Below are 19,312 nucleotides of genomic sequence, written 5' to 3'. Positions count from 1 at the left end.
GATTGTTTATAGCTTAGACTCATTTGTATTCATGTGGGCATACACGCCTGCCCCAAACACTTGTGCAACTTGTTATCAGTCTTTTTTACGTGGAGAAAACATGCTTGATGCCGCTCAATTTCTTGCCAATCATCACTTTAAGGCAGCCATCTTTGACTTTGATGGCACTATTGCCTTGTCTGGCAAGATTTGGAATGACATTGACACTATCTTTTGTGAACGACGTGGCATCCAATGGACGCCTGAACTTGCAACCAACGTTGCAGCACTTGGCTTTAGCAAAGGTGCTGCTTACATGGTTGATCGCTTTAACCTTGATGAGAAACCCGAGGATATCGTAGCTGAATGGACAAGCCTCGCCACACAGATATATACCAAACAGGTTACCCTTCGTGCGGGAGTAGAATCCTACCTTACCCAATTGCGTAATGCAGGCATACCCATAGCACTTGCAACCAGCAATAGCCCCGAAGTGCTTGAATCCCTTGAGCCACGGGTGGCCCTCAACAACCTCTTTGACAAGGTATTGTATGCTCAGCACGTAGGTAAATCCAAGCACCATCCAGACATCTATGTACACACCGCAGCAGCTCTTAATACGGACCCTGCTTGCTGCATTGTGTTTGAGGATATTGTGCCCGCCATCAATTCTGCCAAGCAAGCTGGCTGCACAACGATAGGCGTATTTGCCGATGATCCCGCACAAGATGTAGAGAAGGTCCAAGAAGCAAGTGACTGCTTCCTTTATGACTGGCAAGATTTGCTGGTGTAGTGTTACTATTCCAAAGACTCAGCCAACGCCTTACCAATGCGATACGGAATACCTGTAACAAGAGCATTACCCATGCAAAATGCACGGTTGTTATCGCTCATCCCTGTATTAGTCCAGCCTGTCGGAAACCCTTGCAAGCGGTCAAGTTCATCAGGCACTAAGCGACGATAACGACCTTCTACTTGGATAATATGCTTAAAACGCGATGCGGAAGAACCTCCCTCACCCGTTAAGATAGTCCTTGAGGGATTGGTCAATAAATCTGGAAACGCCATTGACCCTTCAGAGTATCTGTACGCAAACCCTGTTTTTTTATTTACACGCTGTTCGCTTTTGGAACCCTTCAAATATTGCCAACGCGGAAGCTGCTCATTTGAGATATAAAACTGTTCTGGAACACTGTTCTCGTCTACCAGCACATCACCTAGAGTTTTTTTGACCCCCTCAAACCAAGTTTCAGCTTTGAAGGTATATACCGTATTACCAATCATAATGCCTGTATCTGCAAAAACAGATACTTTAGCATGCTCACTATTAAAGCACTCACTTGCCTCATAGGGGTCTGTAGGGATAGACACGGTCGTAACCGTAGAGACGGGCTCGTAAGGAAATGCGCGTGCCATAACACCCGTATGCATACGCTGCTTGCAATCCCATGTAGTCAGACGCTCGGCAAAAAGGTAGACGCGCTTACGTCTTTGAGCAAAACCATACTCCGCGCTATTGATAACACGCCACTCAACACAATAACCCAATGCAGCAAGACAACTCAAAATGATAGCAAAATCACGGCCACGACGCGAAGCGGGTGACTTGAGCAAACGATCTACATTTTCTAGCAGCACCCAACGGGCGTTATGAGCATCCTTCTTAATCTGCAAATCTAAAAAGCGATAGATGTCCCACCACAACACGCCCTTCTTGCCCTCAATGCCACCAGCCTGAGAAAGAGGACGAGCCACTGAATAGTCTTGACAAGGAAACCCTCCAACGACCATATCGACAGAAGGAATATCTCGATTTCCTTGCTCATATTCATTAATAACCTGATTGATGTCAGCATTTACAACGCTTTTCTCGCCAAAATGAGCTTCGTAGCAACGTGCTGCAAATTGACGGGCAGGTGTTCCGGGAGGCTCCCATTGATTAGCCCAAATAGTTTTATAAGGACCTGCAGATGGCATATTCCAACCTTTTGCCTGATCAAAATAGCCCTCTAAGCCCAATCTAAATCCACCGACCCCTGCAAAGAGCTCGGCTACCGTGATGGTGTTGGACACGTTTCTCCAATCGCTGCTGTGTCCTTGTTTGACTTCTAATACTACCCGATCATGCCAAAACTTTTTTTGAAAAACTATCTCATACGTAGAATTAAAAGATTGAACCAGGCACTCGCAGGGCAATCCATTCTTTTCTAAGGTGCTTTGAGTAGAATTATGAGTAGTGCTGATGCGCATCCCAATCCCATACCGTACGCTCATGGGCTTCATATACGAAAGGAAAGCTCTATGTATCCTGTAGTTGATAGCCATGCATTTACCATGACAGGACTTAAGCAAAGACTCGAAGCCACGCTTGGCAAAACACTTGCAGAGGTTGATTCTGCAGGAGTATTTAAGAGCCACCAAAACAATAAAAAAGTAACTGGTATTGCTGGACATGTTATTGAACAATCTGTTTTGGAATATCCCCCTGACAATGCACAAAAACCAGATTTGCTCGTAGATGGCACACCCACAGAACTTAAAACAACTGGCCTCAGGCTCTCCAAAAAGCAAGAAGGTTATGAAGCAAAAGAGCCCATGTCTATTACTGCGGTCTCAATCAACAAGATTGCACAAGAGAACTTCAACACCTCTCACTTTTGGCATAAGCTTGAGCATATGCTTATTGTGTACTATCTGTATGACGCACCATCTGCCGTCAGCGCACAAGACTATGCCAACTTTGTTATTAAGGGATACCAGTTCCATGAGTTTACGCCACAGGAAATTGAAATCTTAAAGAATGACTGGCTGCTCGTACAATCTTTTATTACCCGCATCCAAGACGAGAACCCCAACGAGGAAGACCGCAAGAAACTCTACCCTAAGCTTTCCTCTGCCTTACGCAAGGAACTGATGTTTATTGACACGGCTCCTAAATACCCTCATCCACCACGCTTTCGCCTTAAGCGCAGTGTTGTTACCACTATGGCTCGTAAAAACTTTGGTGCCAAACTAGAGCAGCTACCGCGTGCCTATACTTCATACAACGATATTGACCAGATGATTGCACAAAAGTCTTCTCGGTTTATTGGGAAGACCATTAACCAAATCTGTGATGATTTAGGTCTTGCATATTCGCAATCAAAAAATATTTCTGAGCAGATTATCTGCAACATTTTTGATGGCAAAGCTGGCAAGATTTCCAATATCGAGTTTTTCTCAAAAATTGGTCTTACCGCAAAATCTATCACTCTTACTAAGCAACATACACGTACTGAAGATATGAAGCTTTTTACCATTGATTTTGATGAGTTTTTAAATCCCAATAGTACGTTTGAGGATTCTCAATTCTATGATTACTTCTATAATCGTCAGATTCTTTTTACTATTTTTGAAGAACCAAGTGAGCATGCTTCTCTTGGAGAGAACGTTCTTGTTGGGTTTAAACGCTTTACCTTTAGCGATGTATTTATTGATAGTGAAGTGAAACGTACCTGGCAAGAGATTAAAGACTTGATTTCTTATAAGAGGCTCAGGTTTATTCCAAAGATTAACAAACGTACTGGCAAACAGATTATCAATAAAACGGGTGTCCCAGCTGGCGCTCCCAATTTTCCTAAGTCAAAAGATCACACTGTTTTTGTACGCGGCACCAGTAGTGACTCAACTCATATGCCCGAATGTATTAACGGTATATCCATGTATAAACAACAGGCATGGATTAAAGGAACATTTATTGCCTCACTGCTTGAGGAAGAGTTTTTTAATCCAAGGGCTTCTCAATAGCTCTAGTTCTATAAGTACAGGCGTATGAATGCGCTATTCACACTTCAAAACAGGGACCCAAAACCAAAAGGTCTGGAGTCCCTGTTTTGGCACGCTGCAATACTGCGAAACGACTCTTACATTGGACTCTTACATTGACATAGCAGGGGCAGTAAAAGCACGAGCCTGATACTCACGGTCAAGCTCAAATAAACCCTTTGCATCGTTGCCAAAAAGCTCCATGTTCTTAATCATGTCAGAAGCGTTGGTTTCTTCTTCGCCCTGCTCTTTTACAAACCAATCGAGCAACTGCATAGTCCGGAAATCATGCTGCTCATAAGCTAAGGTATAGCACTCATTAATAGAAGCTGTAATGTACTTCTCATGCTCATACGCTGCAATAAGAGGGTCCATATCATTAGTAAATGTTTTATCAGGTTGGGCAATAGCAAGCATCTTTACCTGGTACTCGTTGTCCAAAAGATAACGACGGAGAATCTTTGCATGAGCCAATTCTTCCTCAACCTGAATCATGTACCAATTAGCAAAACCTTTAAGCCCACGATCCTCATAGTAGTCTGCAAAGGTCAGATACAAATATGCAGAATAGATTTCCTTATTAATCTGCTCATTAAGCGCATTACCCAGTGTTGCATCAATAGCCATATAAACCCTCTCCTTTACTGCCTATACGCCATACAATACCTGTATATAGCTGTATACCCATATGGCAATCTGCCAGAGCCCTGCTATAGAAAAAGCTCGCACCCAAAAGGATGCGAGCTTAACAAGACTATGTAAAAACTAACTTATGCCTTGCGAACGTTGGAAGCCTGCTGCTTACCATTCTGACCAGTGGTGATGTCAAACTCGACAGCCTGGCCCTCATCAAGAGTCTTAAAACCATCCATCTGAATCTCGGAGAAGTGTACGAACAAATCGTCGCCGTCCTCGCGAGAGATGAAGCCGTAACCCTTGTCTGGATTGAACCACTTAACAGTACCCTGAGCCATGACGTGCCTTTCTTTCTTTGCTCCCCTTGTGGAGCATAACTATGCGCTCCCGCGCGATACAAATGGCCGTTTATGGCCACAAGAGTTAGTGTACTCTATATCAAGCAATAAATCGTCGTAAAAAGGCTAACGGTAAATTATGCCGTTAACCGAAAATAACACGATGATGTTGTGTTGTATAAGCTTAATCCTTCAAATCTGCGTCAATAAGTTCCATGCCTTTTGGAACATCAGACAACTGCCAGCCAAAGGCAACAGCAACAGCACGTGCTTGTGCACGACGGACTTCTCCCTTGTTTTTCTCACCCATACGCTCATAAGCGTCTGCAAGTTTTCCCAGCGTATAGCTAACATAACTCGCAGTAGCATCACCAATACCAGACAAGTGCATCATGGTAACTAAGGATTCTGGAGACAAAGAAAAAGCTGTCTTTGCATCTAAATCCATAAGCTCTGCCAAGGCTTGCTCTGTTTGTTGGGCTTCCGCAGGATTGTGGCGAATAAAAGCGCCACGCAAACTAAAAGCCACAGTATCCACAAAGGTTTCTATAACTTCTAGGATGTAATCACGCTCCAGCATGTTATCCCCTTTCTGGAGGAACTTCCATAGATAGGTGCTCGAATGCCGCATAGGTTGCCTTGCGTCCTTGCGGTGTACGGACAAGTAAACCACGCTGCAACAAGTATGGCTCATAAACATCTTCTATGGTAGAAGCATCCTCGCCTACTGCGCTTGCAATCGTAGAAAGACCCACGGGACGTCCACGGAAGGTAGCGCACAGAGCAGTAAGGATTTTTACATCCATCCAGTCTAGACCCATCTCATCAATTTCAAAGAAGGTAAGTGCTTGCGCCGCTACTTCCCAAGTAATAGTGCCATTAGCACGCACTTGTGCATAGTCACGCACACGTTTAAGTAAACGGTTTGCTAAACGTGGTGTACCACGACTACGGCTTGCAATTTCTGCTGCACCTTGGCTATCTATCGTGACACCTAAAATAGCCGCAGACCGACTTACAATATCTGCAAGCTCGTCTGGTGTGTAGTAATCCAAACGAAAAGAAATACCAAAACGGTCACGCAATGGACCCGTAAGTAAGCCCGTACGAGTAGTAGCTCCTACCAGCGTAAACTTAGGAATATCTAACCTAATAGAACGAGCAGCGGGGCCTTTACCAATAACAATATCCAAAAAGAAGTCTTCCATAGCTGGATACAAAACTTCTTCTACCATGTGATTAAGACGATGAATCTCATCTATAAACAGAACGTCTCCTGCTTCAAGATTGGTAAGAATTGCCGCTAAATCACCCGTACGCTCAATGGCAGGGCCACTGGTGGTGTGAAGCTTTGACCCCATCTCATTAGCAAGAACATTTGCAAGAGTGGTTTTACCAAGCCCCGGAGGACCTGAAAAAAGTACGTGATCGAGGGGCTCTTCTCGTGTTTTGGCAGCCTCAATAAGCACGCGCAAATTATCGCGCACGCGCTCCTGTCCTACGTATTGGTCGAGCGTTTTAGGACGAAGTGTGCGGTCAACCTCTAGATCATCTTCAGTAAGCTCTGCGGTAACAGGACGGGTTTTCCCCAACTGCTGGGTCTTATCGCCAAACAGATCCTGTAAAGGATTTGCTTCCCACATTTATGCCTTACCTCCCAGCCTGCGCAGTGCATAGGCCACTATTTGCTCTACGGTAGCAGCACCAGCCTGCTCATATCCATCCAATGCAAGCTCCACTTCCTGAGGAGTAAAGCCCATAGAAAGAAGTGCGGCCTGTACATCAGATTCAAGAGACGAACCAGTAAGAGATGGTGTAGCCACGTCATCCGTAACTCCAGCAGAAGTAACCAGCCCACGCAACTCTACATCAGATGCAAAGACACTTTGAAGCTCTACCAGCAGGCGCGTAGCCGTCTTTTTGCCCACGCCTGGAACGGTGGCCATACGTGTAGCATCATTTGTGGCAACAATAGCTGCACATGCAGCAGGTGTAAAGGTGGACAAGACAGACAATGCCAAAGAAGGCCCCACGCCAGACACTGCTATAAGACGATCAAATAACGTGCGCTCTTCCCGAGAAGCAAATCCAAACAGCGTCATAGAGTTTTCCCGTACCGCAAGGCGCGTAAGCAGCGTAACGCCAGACGTTCCTACGGCTGGTACTGATGCAGCGGTCATAGCAGAGCAGCGCAGCTCATACCCCACGCCATTAACGTCAAGCACAAGTACACTAGGAGTTACCTCTATGAGTGAGCCAGTTAATTGAACTATCATAGATTTACCTTTCATAGGGTTTGTTGAGCAAGACGCAGCGTACGCGTAGAGTGAGCATGACAGACAGCGGCGGCGAGTGCATCTGCACAGTGATCTGGTTTAGGATCATGATCTAGCGCAAGCACATTACGAACCATATAGGTAACCTGGCCCTTATCTGCAGCACCTGTACCTACAATTGCTTGCTTGATTTGCATGGGTGTATACTCTCCCACCTGAATACCTGCATAAGCACAAGCAGCAATAGCAGCACCACGAGCATGAGCAGTCCAAATAGCCGCACTTGTATTCGTACCAAAATAAATGGACTCAATAGCTACTGCGTCTGGATTATACTCACGAATTGCAAAGCCAATACGATTAAAAATGAGGCCTAAACGGTGGTCTAAGGTATCTTTTGCGTCTGTATGCACACAGTCATACGCACGAGCACGCATAAGCGAACCTCGTGTTTCTATAACACCCCAACCAGTATTTGCCAATCCAGGGTCAATTCCTAAAATGACCACGTGCACTCCTCAGACTAGAACATGCGTTCTATGATAGCACACTAGTTGTTGGAAAATGGTCCCGTGCCCCAGCGATTCTCGTCGTCTTTATCGTTGGCAACAGAAGAGATAACGTCACGCAGCATCTCAAATGCGTCATTAATCTTGCTGGTCTGGTCAGCATCGTGTGCCAGCTCAATGAGTTTATCGTTAATGTGCTTGTAGAAGTTCTCTACCTGTTTAAGCTCATCTTTTGAACGATACGCATCTTCCCAGCTCGCATTGATAGGACGCGAGTTTTCTGTGATAGTTCGGGCAGAGACAGAAGCAAAGGATGGTAAGGCACGACGAGCAATTTCCTGAGCATGCATACGTGTAAGGATTGCTGTTACTAACTGAGGGTCATTGCCTAAGTCCACAAGCGCGTTAAAACTCATGTTTTTCTCGATAGAAGAACGTAAAATTGAATCCACCAAGCTAAGCTGAGCTTCCTTCCCCATTGACGCGGGCAGGCCCTCAAAATGATGAGAACGCAACACTGGCACGGTAAAACGTTTAAGCACCGCCTCTGGCAAGGCCGCAGATTGCGCCTGCCGATAGCGCGCCAGCGCCAAAAGGTCAGAGCGATACACATCACCAAAAGGCAGATAACTTGCAGCACTGACAGAGGCATTGCCCCCTTGCTGCAATTCAAGTGCTAAGGTGGTTTTGTCTGCTGGCGATACCACCAACGCAGAATGCTCGGCAGCCACGCTTTGCAAGCGGGCAGCAACCAATAGGTCTAAAGCGCTCTCATCATTCATATCAAGCTGTAGTGCTCTGCCTGCGATTGTAACGTCTCGTACCGTAAGCTCATCCGTAGAAAGACGCAAGTTATGCGCCAGTTGCTTGGCATCACGATAAGCCGCTTCATCCATACGAGGCACCAGCACTGCATGTACGCGCGTAGGGCCCACGGCATCTATTGCCAAAGCAGCAAGCGTAGCTGATGCCATACTTCCGTCCAAAGCAAGCACTACATCATGCAGGCGCTTATCAAATTGTAAAAAGTCACGTAGCGCAAGGGTTAATCCATCCCACAACAAGGCATTGGCATTATAGGGAGGCGCGGGCTGTGGGTGAGCCAAAGGACCCTCAAAAGCAGGATTAACGTCTACCAAACAAAAGTCTTCCTCAAAAGAAGGCATCTGTGCAGCTACTTCTCCCCATGGAGCCATAACAAAGCTGCCGCCTGCAAAGACCACGTCATCGTATCCGCCAACACCCCCAACGGCCACAAGCCACGCATTCAGTGTGGACACATCTTGCGTAAATAAGCCGCGGGAAAGGGCTGGTGCCAGCAGAGTACTTTCATCGTCGGTAGTAAAACAATTCCCTTGTAGATAAAACAAGATGTCCAAATCAGCATGAGCATCTACTAACGCACGGAACTGCTCCTGATTAAAGACAACCGCACAATTTATATCACCTAACACAAACCCCATGGTCTCTTGACTAGGAGGAACCATCCATCCGCTTGGGCCCTCATGCGCCATAAGGGCATGAGAGGCATAGCGCAGTGGCATAACAGAACCCTCTTTAATGCAGACAACTTCCTGAAAGGTGCCAAAAGGAGCGGGAGCCAGCAGGGGAATCAAGGCAGCAATCTGAAGCTTTTCTAGCTCACGTGCAAGCGTTACCTGCGCCAAAGCAAGAGACTGACCAAAAGAATCCAGTGCTCCCATACCGCCAAAATCAGGTCCGGTAAACGCTGGAAATGGAAACACTATGAGCTCTGCATCCTGGCTTTTTGCAAGGCGCGCTTGAGCAACCATACGCGTGAGCGTGGTATCAAAATCTGCTGCATGTGTGCTCATCTGAGAGATGGCAATTTTCATGTAAAACTCCTGCTTAGCTTTCATACATTCATGAGGTATTCGTGAGGTCCCTCATAGTATTACCTAAACACACATCTGCTAAACAAAATGGCTCGCACCTACAAGCACGAGCCATCAGCACTGTACAAATCAAAATTAAAGCAACGTCTACTTACTTAACGTCAGCAGCCCAAAGACCGTGCAGGTTACAGTATGCATATACGGTTGCACCCTCTACCTCATGAGCGCAGAAGGTAACACGGGGCTTATCGTTAGCCTTAAGACGCTTAATATTGATGTCGCCATTAGCCTTAACAAGAGCAACAAACTCAATAAGGTGTGCCTCAGTCATGGGGTGCTCTACAGAACCAATGGTTACTACAAGCTTGTCATCCTCCCTGCTTACAACAGGAACGTGCTTCTCATTAGCAGCATCAGTAGTATTGGGGACCAACAGCTCCATGGAATCATCTGCACCACAGCGATTAGAGCTGTCCTCCCCCTCATGAAGAAGAGCTACAACATTACCACAGCGATTACAACGATAAAAACTTGCCTCTGTCATGTTCTTTTCCTTCCAGTATGATGAACGCATGTCTATGCGTTTCTCCTTACTCAACACTATTCCCTAAAGGCAGAGTGGCTGTCGGTAAATCGCAAAATCAATTGTTACTACACAACTAACATAAGTCATTGTTAGCTTACTTTAAAGGCAAGACGTTTACTCCTAGACGTCCACCCCTAAAAACTAATTCCAGACTTTGCCCGTCTTTTTCCAGTCACCAAAATTGAGGGCATCTCCCCTAATCTCATACTCTTGCCACTCAGCATCGATTTTCTTGCTTGCATCATGAATGGTTGCTAAGTACGTACGAGTACGGGGTTCTGGGCCTACTAACCGCGTAGGAATACCATATTTAGAATAATCCCCACCTATGGCATCAATAACCGTTGCTGCGTAGTCCTCATGTCCCGTGGGCACCGTAGAAACCTGACAGGGCACGGTATCATACTCTGCAGATTGTGCAGGTTTAATAAGCCATAGAGGGCACGTAGCCCTACCAATATCCTTGCCATCATTCGTAAGACCGGCATTGCCAAGTGCATTGGGGTCAAACCCCTTCACCCATGAAGCCGTAAAGTCAAAACGACCATGATCTGCTGTCACAATAATGGTTGTGTTTTCATACACACCTAGGTCCTTAAGCTGCTGGATATAATCGGCAACAATCTTAAGAGAACCGCGTGCCTGGGCATCAATATCGGATTTACCCGTCTGGAAGCCTTCTGCATTAAGCACGTAGGGGGCATGGGTGCCCAAAAGGTGGATAAACCTAAACGCACCATTTTGACCTTCATCACTTGCAGTAAGTTTCTTTTGGACGAGTTTCTCGTGGAAAGCTCCGTCTTTTTCTACATAGGGAACGCCTGCAGGATCACTGTTGGAATGATCAACGATATTCTCGTTTAGTTGATCTTGATAAAACCAGAAGAATGGCTTTACAACCCAAGGAGCACTCTTGTAAATACCACACTTAGTAAGGATGCGGATGGTACCTTGAGCATTAATGTCCGGTGCTTTAAGGGTATGAATGTTGATGGTTTTATCGGCAATTTGATTTGTATGATGCACTGAACCATCATCGGAGTAAATACCAATGGAATAACCCGCGTCCTTGATGTCAGACAAGAACGAGCTGCGAGAATACATGGTTCGGCACCAATTGCCAAATGTCTCATCCTTTGCGGGCTGTACACCAGAAAGCAGATACGGAATGGCGTAGCGCGTAGGAATCATTTTGCCACTTGAGTTTTTATAAAACGTAAATCCATTAAAAGCAGCAAGGGTATCTTTGTCTTGGCCCTCCAGACGCAAAATGTCCTCTGTATCAAAGGTGTCTAAGATAAACACAACGGTGTTCTTCTTTTTAGAAACCGTAAAGAGGCCTTCTTCTGTCATACGGACGGTTTCCGCATCTTTGTTGGCATTGTTTGCAGCAACAACACCCGTTACCAAACTGACGGTCTGCACCAAAACCAGCACGGCACATACGGCAATTTGAACCAGCCTCGAAAGACTTTCGAGCTTATGGGCCATCACAAAATACGCCGCAATGATAAGCGCCCAAACTCCAGCACCAATGAGCATTTGATTTCTAAATGAGCCCCATGCAACAGAGATGCCCGTTGCATCTGGCAACCCCGCATTGAGCACCAATGATTGCAGGAACATACCGAGCGTGCAGGCAGCAACAAGCGTTACCAAAGCAGAATAGCCCTTGCCCCAAAAAACAGAAAGTATGAGCGCAAGCACTACCCCACACACCAAGGCAAACACCAGCATGATGCCCAAAACGTTGGTGGTTTTAAATGCCAGCTGAGACTCTGCGCCAACAATCATTTCTAAGGGCGAGAAAAACAAGAGAGAAAGCGAGCAAGCAAGCGCTGGCACCAAGGCAAACAACAACCTTTTTACCCAACCCATACGATGAGGCGTTGCTGTTTGAGCAGTCGTACCACAAGCATTTACAGCCCCTAGCTGAATTGCTGGCACCTGGCCATCTGCATAGTAATGGACGTCAGGTTCTACCTCGCGCTTATCATCAACTTTAAGAAGCTTAACAACATGGCGCCTAATGCGACGCCATGCAACGCCAATAACTGCAGACAAAGCAACGGCTACACCGGCTAACGCCTGAATGGTGTAGGTCATAACCGAAGGATCGACGTATGCTTGAGCTGGCGTAGGCACAGCCAGCAACCATACCAATACCAGGCTTATGACGCTCACTGCATCATACGCAAACAATACTGTTTTAGATAGTACGCCCTGCACCATGCCGACGCGTTGCTTGACTTTCACGAGAACTTCTCCGCTTTATTTCTTGATGACTGTATTTTTTAATGATTGCAACTTAGCCCACCGTACGAGAGCCGCGGTCCTCCCACCAAGAGGCTTCGTTACGTGGATAGTGCATAACCCAACCCGTTGGCTTCCAGTTTGTAAAATCGTTTGCGTCACCAACGATGCTGTACTCTACAACGCCATACTCAAATCCACTGCTATTTCGGCTGAGCATTGCAAAGAAACGCTGGCGATTTGCATCGGTAACATCAAACGCATTCATGCCATCACCCTGACGTGTCATGGACACACCGGAAGCAGTGAGCGCAGTAGGCATTACATCCAACAAACTAATAGGTGCCTGAGAAATCTTACAAGGCTCTGCGTCTGCCTGTGCTGATTGAGCCGGTTTAACCAAAAAGATGGGATTAGCGGCAAAGGTTGTAAGGTCAAGATTACCAGTGCCAGACATATATCCATGATCAGAAATAATCATGATGGTTGTTTGATTGTAAATGCCTAGCTTCTTAAGCTGACGAATGTACTCACTTACGATATTCATGGAGCCAGTAGCCTGCTGAGCACGAGTAGATTGACCAATATCAACACCGTTCTCATCCATAGTGTTAGGCCAGTGTGGGCCAAGCAGATGAATAAAGCGGAAGCTACCTTCCTTGTTTTCACCCGCAAAAGAAAGCCTTACATTCTTAAGCTTTTGGAAATAAAGTGGGTCATTTGTCGTGTATGGAATCGTATCGTCATACACAGCACTTTGTGCAGGATCAGTACGCTTAATCATGGCATTGTTAACATCATCCGTGTAAAACCAAAAGAACGGCTTGAAGGGCCATGGCAAATCACGGAACAATGCACACTCATATATAGCCTTAAGCGTTCCTTTTACGTTAAGTTTTGGAGAATTGTCCGCCACCTTATCACTGGGCAAAACATTCATGACGTTCTTGTTTATTTGTTTTACCTGGGGATTAACATTCTCAGAATAAATGCCAATGTCATATCCAGCCTTAGTAAGATCACCCATAAAATCAGTGTAATCCCACCTATCCCATGCCATTTTATCCAAATTGGCATTGTGATTAGGCTGATAGCCCGTCAGGATTGCAGGAACAGCATCACGCGTAGGAGTGATAACAGACGTAACATTTTGGAACCACGTAAACCCAGTCATTTCCTGAAGCAATGCGGGATTAGACTTTGCAAGTGGAATTAAATCCATGGGCGTGTCGTACATATCCAACACAAAGATGACCGTGTTTTTCTTTGGCGATACGGTAAACATGCCCTTCTCGGTAACTGTATATTCCGCTTTATCCTCATCTGATGCACCAACATGAGCCTTTACGAATATGCTGCCCACGCCTACTAACTGCACCAAGATTAAAGCAACCGAAACGATGCTTACCACTTTACGAGCAAGATTGCGATTAAGCTGTGATAAAGCAAACGGCGCAATAAAAACGAGTGTCCAAACTACAAAGGTAAAGCAAGAAACCTTAGTGTAATCAGACCAAGCAATGGTTGCTCCCGTAGAGGTAGGCAAACCAATATTAAGGAAGAGAACCTGAACATAGCAAGCTAAGGTAAAACCAAACACCAACATAAGGAACAGGTTAAATACACGCTTGCGCAAAAGCGTCAAAACAGCGGTGGATACCGCAGTCACAAGCAATGCTGGAAGGATAAAAACCCACCATACTTGAGAGATAGAAAAGACCAAACTTGCAGCATTGCCTGCAATAATCTCGTATGGCGCCACAATAAGCAACGTAAAGGCAAAGAAGAAAGAGACGCACAATGCAGCAATCAAGCGCGTGGTCCACTTAGCAGAATCTTCCCCATCAAGAGGAGCTGCACCGTTGTTTTGCGAAAGAATACTTGTTGCAAGTGCAGTCTTTGCAGCAGTGTCTACGGTTGCCTTTTGGTCAGGCGTAATGGATGAAACAACCGGTTCTGTGACGCGCTTCTCTTCTATATGCAAAGCTTTCAAAATAAGCTTACGAGAACGTCTAAACGCAATACCCGCAACCGCAGATAAAGCAACAGCTACACCCGCTAACGCTTGAATGGTGTAGGTCATAACAGAAGGGTCAACATATGCTTGGGCTGGTGTAGGCACAGCCAAGGTCCAAATGAGCACCAAACTTAGGGCAAACACTACGTTGTTGGCAAGAAGGGCACGTTTGAGGAGCGTGATACGCGTGTTGTTAGTTTGCATTGGCATCTCCTTGCTTTGCCTGTTGATGAGCAAGGACCTCATCGAGGATGAACTTACCAGCTGCCTCTCCACCATGACCTAAGTTGCTAATCATAGTGTCACGCGTTTCTTGAATCTGAGAAGCCCAAGTCTGAGGATTTTCTACCATGTCATTGATAATCTCACACAACCCAGTCAGGTTCTTGGGGTCAACCGAACGGCCAATCTCATTACGAATGCTGATGTCTGAAGGCGTCCACTCGGTGATTTGTTTCCAATCGGGGTTAAGCTCCTTCATGGTTGTATCTACAAACAAGCAGGGTTTAAGTGTTGTAAAAGAAAACTCTGCAGAAATAGAAGACCAATCGGTAATCAAAATATCTGCTTCCAAAATGGAGCTATGACCAGAGAAATCACACTCAAACGTAAGCTCTGATGTTGGAGTGGAAGCATAACGCTCCATCAAAGCATCGAGCTTGGATTTATAACGTTTAATATACTCAGGATGAGGGCGTACCGTAATGTGATAGCCATGGCCCAACAGGTTATCCAACAAGTCATTGATGCAAGAATCCAAGATGTTGTCATAATTCCATGTTGGTGCAATCAAAATCTCGGGACGCTCATGGACGGTTTTCTCCATAGCCGCATAATCTGCAATTTCACGGTCGAGAAGATCATAGCCAACTAAAGGCAGTTTCTTTTCACGCGTGCCATAAAACTTCTCGACAGCGCGAAGATCCTTTTGCTGGTGGGGACCAACGCACAATATGCCATCGTAGTTGGTATACTCACCGCGCGTAGAGGTTACCGTCATAGAAGTCATATGGTGGCACATGTACAGATACTCGGTGTTTTTGCTTACATACGAACGCTTAATATAGAAGTTATCCAAATCACCCAAAGAGGTAACGACAACATCTGCATCCATCTTCATCATGAGGGTAATCAGACGGCGCTGCCCCAAATAATAAGGAAGAATGCGTGGCTCAGATTTTGCAATATCAAAAATCTGATCGTTTGGATCACTTGTTACATAATGAATGCGGATATCGGAGTGAGACAAAAGCCACTCAATAGCACCACGGAAATACTTATAGAAGCCAGAACCCTCGGAATAGAACACAAGATGCTTGTTATCAATCTTGAAAAAGCGTTTGTAGTCTGCGCGCTCACGTCCAGCATGAGGGTCACGTTGCCACCACTTGTGCTCAGACTTAGTAGCATTAACCATAGCTTCATATGAGCTGCGCGTTTCCTCGAGGCGCTCATAGTCAATATGCTTTGCTGGAGGAATAATAAGGTTGCACACTACCTGCACCACAATAGAAAGCAAATTGGAGCATACCCAATAAAAGGCCATGCCACAGGCAACGTAAAATGCCAAAAAGAGCGAAAGAGCAATAGACATGCCATTGGTCGTGTTTTTCTCTACAGCAGACTGCTCACGCTGCAAAGGATTGATTACATTGGAAGCAAAGCCCATTGCCACTGCAGAAAGCGTAGCAGCAACAACCATAATAAGAGAAGCACCACCGTTTATGGCAGGTACTAAGCCCAAAAACTCAGTACCTGCAGCTCCGCTATCTGTAATGGAATGAATGACATCTACCAGTGCAAAGAGAATAAAGATTTGCACAGCCAACGGAATTAAACTAAGCAGTGGATGATAATGATGCTTTTTATAAAGCTCACTTTGCATCTCACCAATAGTTTCTTTATCGCCAAAGTACTTTTCTTTAAGCTGGAAAAGGTCTGGCATAACCTTAACCATGATAATTGAGTTCTTTTGGCACCATAAAGAAAGTGGCATGAGTACAACCTTTGATACCAGCGTAAATACAAAGATTGCTACCCAGTAACTTCCAGTGAGGCCATGTGCCCAATCTACAATGGCCAAAAAAAGGTTAGTAAGCGGTTGCAGCATTTGAAATTAATCCTTACATAGATAGTCTCGTCATACCGCATAGCATTCTAACACCGCTTTATTGTTTGCTTAATTGTCAACCAATGTAAACTATGTATTTTTACGTGAACTGTCTAAAAGTTCCCGCCAATCGGACGATGCGGACAAAACAGTTCCCACAATAATGACTATGCAGCATACAATTTCAAGCATGCTGGGAATCACATGGAGAATAAGTGCACTAATACAAACTGCCCAAGCAGAATAAGAAATATTAAGCGCCATACCACGTGCTGCGCCAATCACATCAATGGCCTTGTAGTAGAACAAATACGATACAACACCCGCCAACGCGGCAAGTGCAACGACACCATTTTCTGGCGTAAACGCAACCTGAGAGAATGATCCCAAAGAACCAGAAAGTGGCATAACTACCAATACATACGCAAGCGCAGACGTAGTTTCACGGATTTGAAGAGCGGTTTCATTGTCTACCGCTTCTTCGTTCATGCCCCAAGCAAGTATAACTGCCTCAGAACCCCAGCCGCCAACGCACAGCAAGGCTCCTAAAATACCCGCTACGGGATTATCGATAGTCGCAGCCGTTGTAGAAGACCAACCAATACATACGATAGCGCACAAAGCAAGCAATAACATGCCTACTTGCTTGAGTTTCATGCGCTCTTTAAGAATCAGCACGGCCAGCAAAGTTCCAACTGCCGGATAAAATGCAGAAATCGCAGCAGTATAGCCAGGACCAATATGCTCAATAGCTGCAAGGTAGCCACTCATGCCAATAGGACCACCCAGCAGTGCCGCAAGCATAATAACTTGACCGTTGCGCGTTTTAAGTGCTGCAATGGTGTCGCCCAAACGACCACGAACGCCCATCCATACCAACAAAATAAGTGCCGCAAAAATATCGTGCATGCACGCAGAAACAAAGGAAGCATGAAGATCTGCTGCATACAACCCCATACCCAAGGCAATACCAAGAACAACGGTATCAATAGCCCAGAGTATGCCACTAAACAGTCCGTATTTCATGAGAGCTTTCTCCTGTCTTACTGTTAGTTGTTTTCGTACCAGCCCAAGACCTTATCGATATAATCAATTGCATAGCGATAGTAAATAAAGAGCCATTCTCCTACGTTATCGCCCTCTGCTTCCTTGGCCAAAGACCAGATATACCAACACCAACCAGCCAAAACCACATACGACCAGAAGTGACGGCGCTCTTCAAACGTGGCAGAACGACCAAAGTAATAATCAAGCGCTTGGTTAGCGCGCTCTTCTGTAAGTTCACTACATACGGTAAAGGTGCCAAAGTCATTTGCTACATCAGACATGCCCGCATATTCCCAGTCAATAAGGCTCATCTGACCATCTTCTTCTACCAAGAAGTTCAGCGGGAAGAAATCATTGTGAGAAACGCAATCGGGATAGCCGTCAGCACTTGCATACTCCTTAAGACGAACAATCTTGTTGCGCAGCTCATAATAGCCAGGAACCTGGATGGGACCATGCTCAAGCAAAAGCTGCTCGTACGACAGGCCCTCTTCAAAGAAGTCAAAATGACGCTTAAGCGTTGCGGTGGATTCATGAAGCTGTCGGCACATTTCCATGGCACGCTTAAGTTGTTTTTCATCAGTGGTATCCAGCGACTGTGCATGAGGAATAAAGCGTGAAAGCTTCCAACCGCGCTGCTCATCCTCATAGATAAAGGTGTTATCTAGGCCAAGATCACGTGCCAGACGCAGGCCGGCGGCCTCACTTGCACGACAAATCATTTTTTCAGTACCGACACCAGGGTGACGATATACATACTGTTTCTTTTGTTCGCCTTCACCTACCGAGAAGTGACATGACAAATTGGTAATTCCCTGTTTAAGTGGCCAAAACTCGTGAATATCACCCTTTTGACAGCCAAGAACCTCGACGATGTTATCGAGGATTTCTGAATCGACATTCTCGATAAAGTACTGATCAAAACTGCGCAATTCATCAAGCGAGTCAAACTCATTGATGATGCCATCTTCATAAGGACGAGCAACCATAGCGAGTTCGCTTATATGGTCTACGTAAATCTCTTCCCAGAGTTTATCGGCAGTTTCTGGTTTATGGTATACCGCTTCCAGAATCTGCCTATAGCGCTCGGAAAATGCCTTGTCAAAATAGACATGGCCTAGCATAACCAGTGAGTCAGCACCTCCCACCGTAACCTGTGTAATGCGGTTATTTGCACCGGTAGTAATGCACCACTCCTGAGTTGGACCGTCTACCTTAACGCAGGCGTAGTACGCCTCGTATACATAGGATTCAAACGGATTTTCTGTAAAGTAGTCATCCGAAGAACAAATATAGGTATTGGAAAGTATGTTGCGTATCAGCCATAACGTGCTGTTATTGTTTCTGTTGGCATACTCAGTATTAACCACAATCTTCACGTTATATTTGTTGCGTAAGTACAGGAAGTATTCCTTTTTATAGCCCACTACAACAGTGATGTCAGAAATACCTGCTTCAAGCAATTGCTCAATTTGGCGTTCAATAAGGATTTGACCACGCACGCGAAGCAAGCCTTTAGGGCGCTCATAAGAAATGGGAGCAAAACGAGAAGACAATCCTGCAGCCATAATAACTGCATTCTGTACTTTATACGGCTCAAGAGCAGCAAGGCCGTTTTGCGTAAGCAGACCGTCCACTACATACCCCGCTTTTTCGCAGCTTTTAAGTGCAGCATTCACAGAGCCCAGCGAAAGACCTGTTAATTGGCTGAGCAAGCGCTGACTTGGTGCTTCATCAGAAGATACCAATTCACGCATAATAAGAAATTCGTTCTTTGTTACGGTCATGACTACTCCAAGTATCGCACGATATATAGCAGTGATGTTCAACTATAACGACCAGATGATTATATCTGAACGTTCAATTTCTGTATATACAATACTTATTTTGAACAAAAAGGG

Annotated in this window: 16 protein-coding genes; 2 read left to right on the top strand and 14 right to left on the bottom strand. The window is 45.5% G+C overall.

What is annotated here, in order from left to right; translation table 11 throughout:
- Window positions 1-100: 100 nt before the first annotated feature.
- Window positions 101-772: an HAD family phosphatase gene (locus SPD80_RS01915; RefSeq protein ID WP_320828251.1), complete on the top strand. Its 672-nt coding sequence runs from the start codon at window positions 101-103 to the stop codon at window positions 770-772.
- A gap of 5 nt (window positions 773-777) precedes the next feature.
- On the opposite strand, the gene dcm is transcribed toward SPD80_RS01915, so the two are convergent.
- Window positions 778-2,052 (bottom strand): DNA (cytosine-5-)-methyltransferase, encoded by a 1,275-nt coding sequence (gene dcm / locus SPD80_RS01910; RefSeq protein ID WP_320828249.1) that lies wholly within the window; start codon window positions 2,050-2,052, stop codon window positions 778-780.
- A gap of 228 nt (window positions 2,053-2,280) precedes the next feature.
- Between dcm and SPD80_RS01905 the strand changes: the two genes are divergently transcribed.
- Window positions 2,281-3,765, top strand: coding sequence for a MutH/Sau3AI family endonuclease (locus SPD80_RS01905; RefSeq protein WP_320828247.1), 1,485 nt, complete (start codon window positions 2,281-2,283; stop codon window positions 3,763-3,765).
- Window positions 3,766-3,894: 129 nt separating this feature from the next.
- On the opposite strand, the gene SPD80_RS01900 is transcribed toward SPD80_RS01905, so the two are convergent.
- The 13 genes from SPD80_RS01900 to SPD80_RS01840 all read right to left on the bottom strand — a co-directional run bounded on the left by SPD80_RS01900 (window position 3,895) and on the right by SPD80_RS01840 (window position 19,198).
- On the bottom strand, window positions 3,895-4,410 hold the full coding sequence (locus SPD80_RS01900; RefSeq protein ID WP_320828246.1) for a ferritin: 516 nt from the start codon (window positions 4,408-4,410) through the stop codon (window positions 3,895-3,897).
- Between the two features lie 143 nt (window positions 4,411-4,553).
- On the bottom strand, window positions 4,554-4,757 hold the full coding sequence (locus tag SPD80_RS01895; RefSeq protein WP_002563995.1) for a cold-shock protein: 204 nt from the start codon (window positions 4,755-4,757) through the stop codon (window positions 4,554-4,556).
- A gap of 184 nt (window positions 4,758-4,941) precedes the next feature.
- Window positions 4,942-5,337, bottom strand: a complete 396-nt coding sequence (locus SPD80_RS01890; RefSeq protein ID WP_320828245.1) for a hypothetical protein — start codon at window positions 5,335-5,337, stop codon at window positions 4,942-4,944.
- A gap of 1 nt (window position 5,338) precedes the next feature.
- Window positions 5,339-6,400, bottom strand: a complete 1,062-nt coding sequence (gene ruvB, locus SPD80_RS01885) for a Holliday junction branch migration DNA helicase RuvB (RefSeq protein ID WP_320828244.1) — start codon at window positions 6,398-6,400, stop codon at window positions 5,339-5,341.
- Window positions 6,401-7,033, bottom strand: a complete 633-nt coding sequence (gene ruvA / locus SPD80_RS01880) for a Holliday junction branch migration protein RuvA (protein ID WP_320828243.1) — start codon at window positions 7,031-7,033, stop codon at window positions 6,401-6,403.
- 11 nt (window positions 7,034-7,044) lie between these two features.
- Complete coding sequence (gene ruvC / locus SPD80_RS01875) at window positions 7,045-7,542, bottom strand: crossover junction endodeoxyribonuclease RuvC (protein WP_320605347.1); 498 nt, start codon at window positions 7,540-7,542, stop codon at window positions 7,045-7,047.
- Window positions 7,543-7,583: 41 nt separating this feature from the next.
- Window positions 7,584-9,398, bottom strand: coding sequence for a nitrilase-related carbon-nitrogen hydrolase (locus tag SPD80_RS01870; RefSeq protein WP_320605345.1), 1,815 nt, complete (start codon window positions 9,396-9,398; stop codon window positions 7,584-7,586).
- A 151-nt stretch (window positions 9,399-9,549) separates the two neighbouring features.
- Window positions 9,550-9,942 carry a desulfoferrodoxin family protein gene (locus SPD80_RS01865; RefSeq protein WP_320605344.1) on the bottom strand — a complete coding sequence of 131 codons (393 nt, stop codon included), beginning with the start codon at window positions 9,940-9,942 and terminating at the stop codon, window positions 9,550-9,552.
- Window positions 9,943-10,125: 183 nt separating this feature from the next.
- Complete coding sequence (locus SPD80_RS01860; RefSeq protein ID WP_320828241.1) at window positions 10,126-12,240, bottom strand: sulfatase-like hydrolase/transferase; 2,115 nt, start codon at window positions 12,238-12,240, stop codon at window positions 10,126-10,128.
- 52 nt (window positions 12,241-12,292) lie between these two features.
- Window positions 12,293-14,458 carry a sulfatase-like hydrolase/transferase gene (locus SPD80_RS01855; protein WP_320604973.1) on the bottom strand — a complete coding sequence of 722 codons (2,166 nt, stop codon included), beginning with the start codon at window positions 14,456-14,458 and terminating at the stop codon, window positions 12,293-12,295.
- Window positions 14,448-16,364, bottom strand: a complete 1,917-nt coding sequence (locus SPD80_RS01850) for a YidC/Oxa1 family membrane protein insertase (RefSeq protein WP_320828240.1) — start codon at window positions 16,362-16,364, stop codon at window positions 14,448-14,450. The genes SPD80_RS01855 and SPD80_RS01850 overlap by 11 nt, the downstream gene beginning before the upstream one ends.
- Before the next feature lie 90 nt (window positions 16,365-16,454).
- Entirely contained in the window at window positions 16,455-17,390 is a 936-nt protein-coding gene (locus SPD80_RS01845; RefSeq protein ID WP_320828239.1) for a DMT family transporter, read from the bottom strand.
- Window positions 17,391-17,413: 23 nt separating this feature from the next.
- Entirely contained in the window at window positions 17,414-19,198 is a 1,785-nt protein-coding gene (locus SPD80_RS01840) for a phosphotransferase (protein WP_320828237.1), read from the bottom strand.
- Window positions 19,199-19,312: the final 114 nt, after the last annotated feature.

It is taken from the genome of Atopobium sp., assembly GCF_034113385.1.
GTDB lineage: Bacteria > Actinomycetota > Coriobacteriia > Coriobacteriales > Atopobiaceae > Atopobium.
This window is presented reverse-complemented; position numbering and strand designations above follow the sequence as displayed.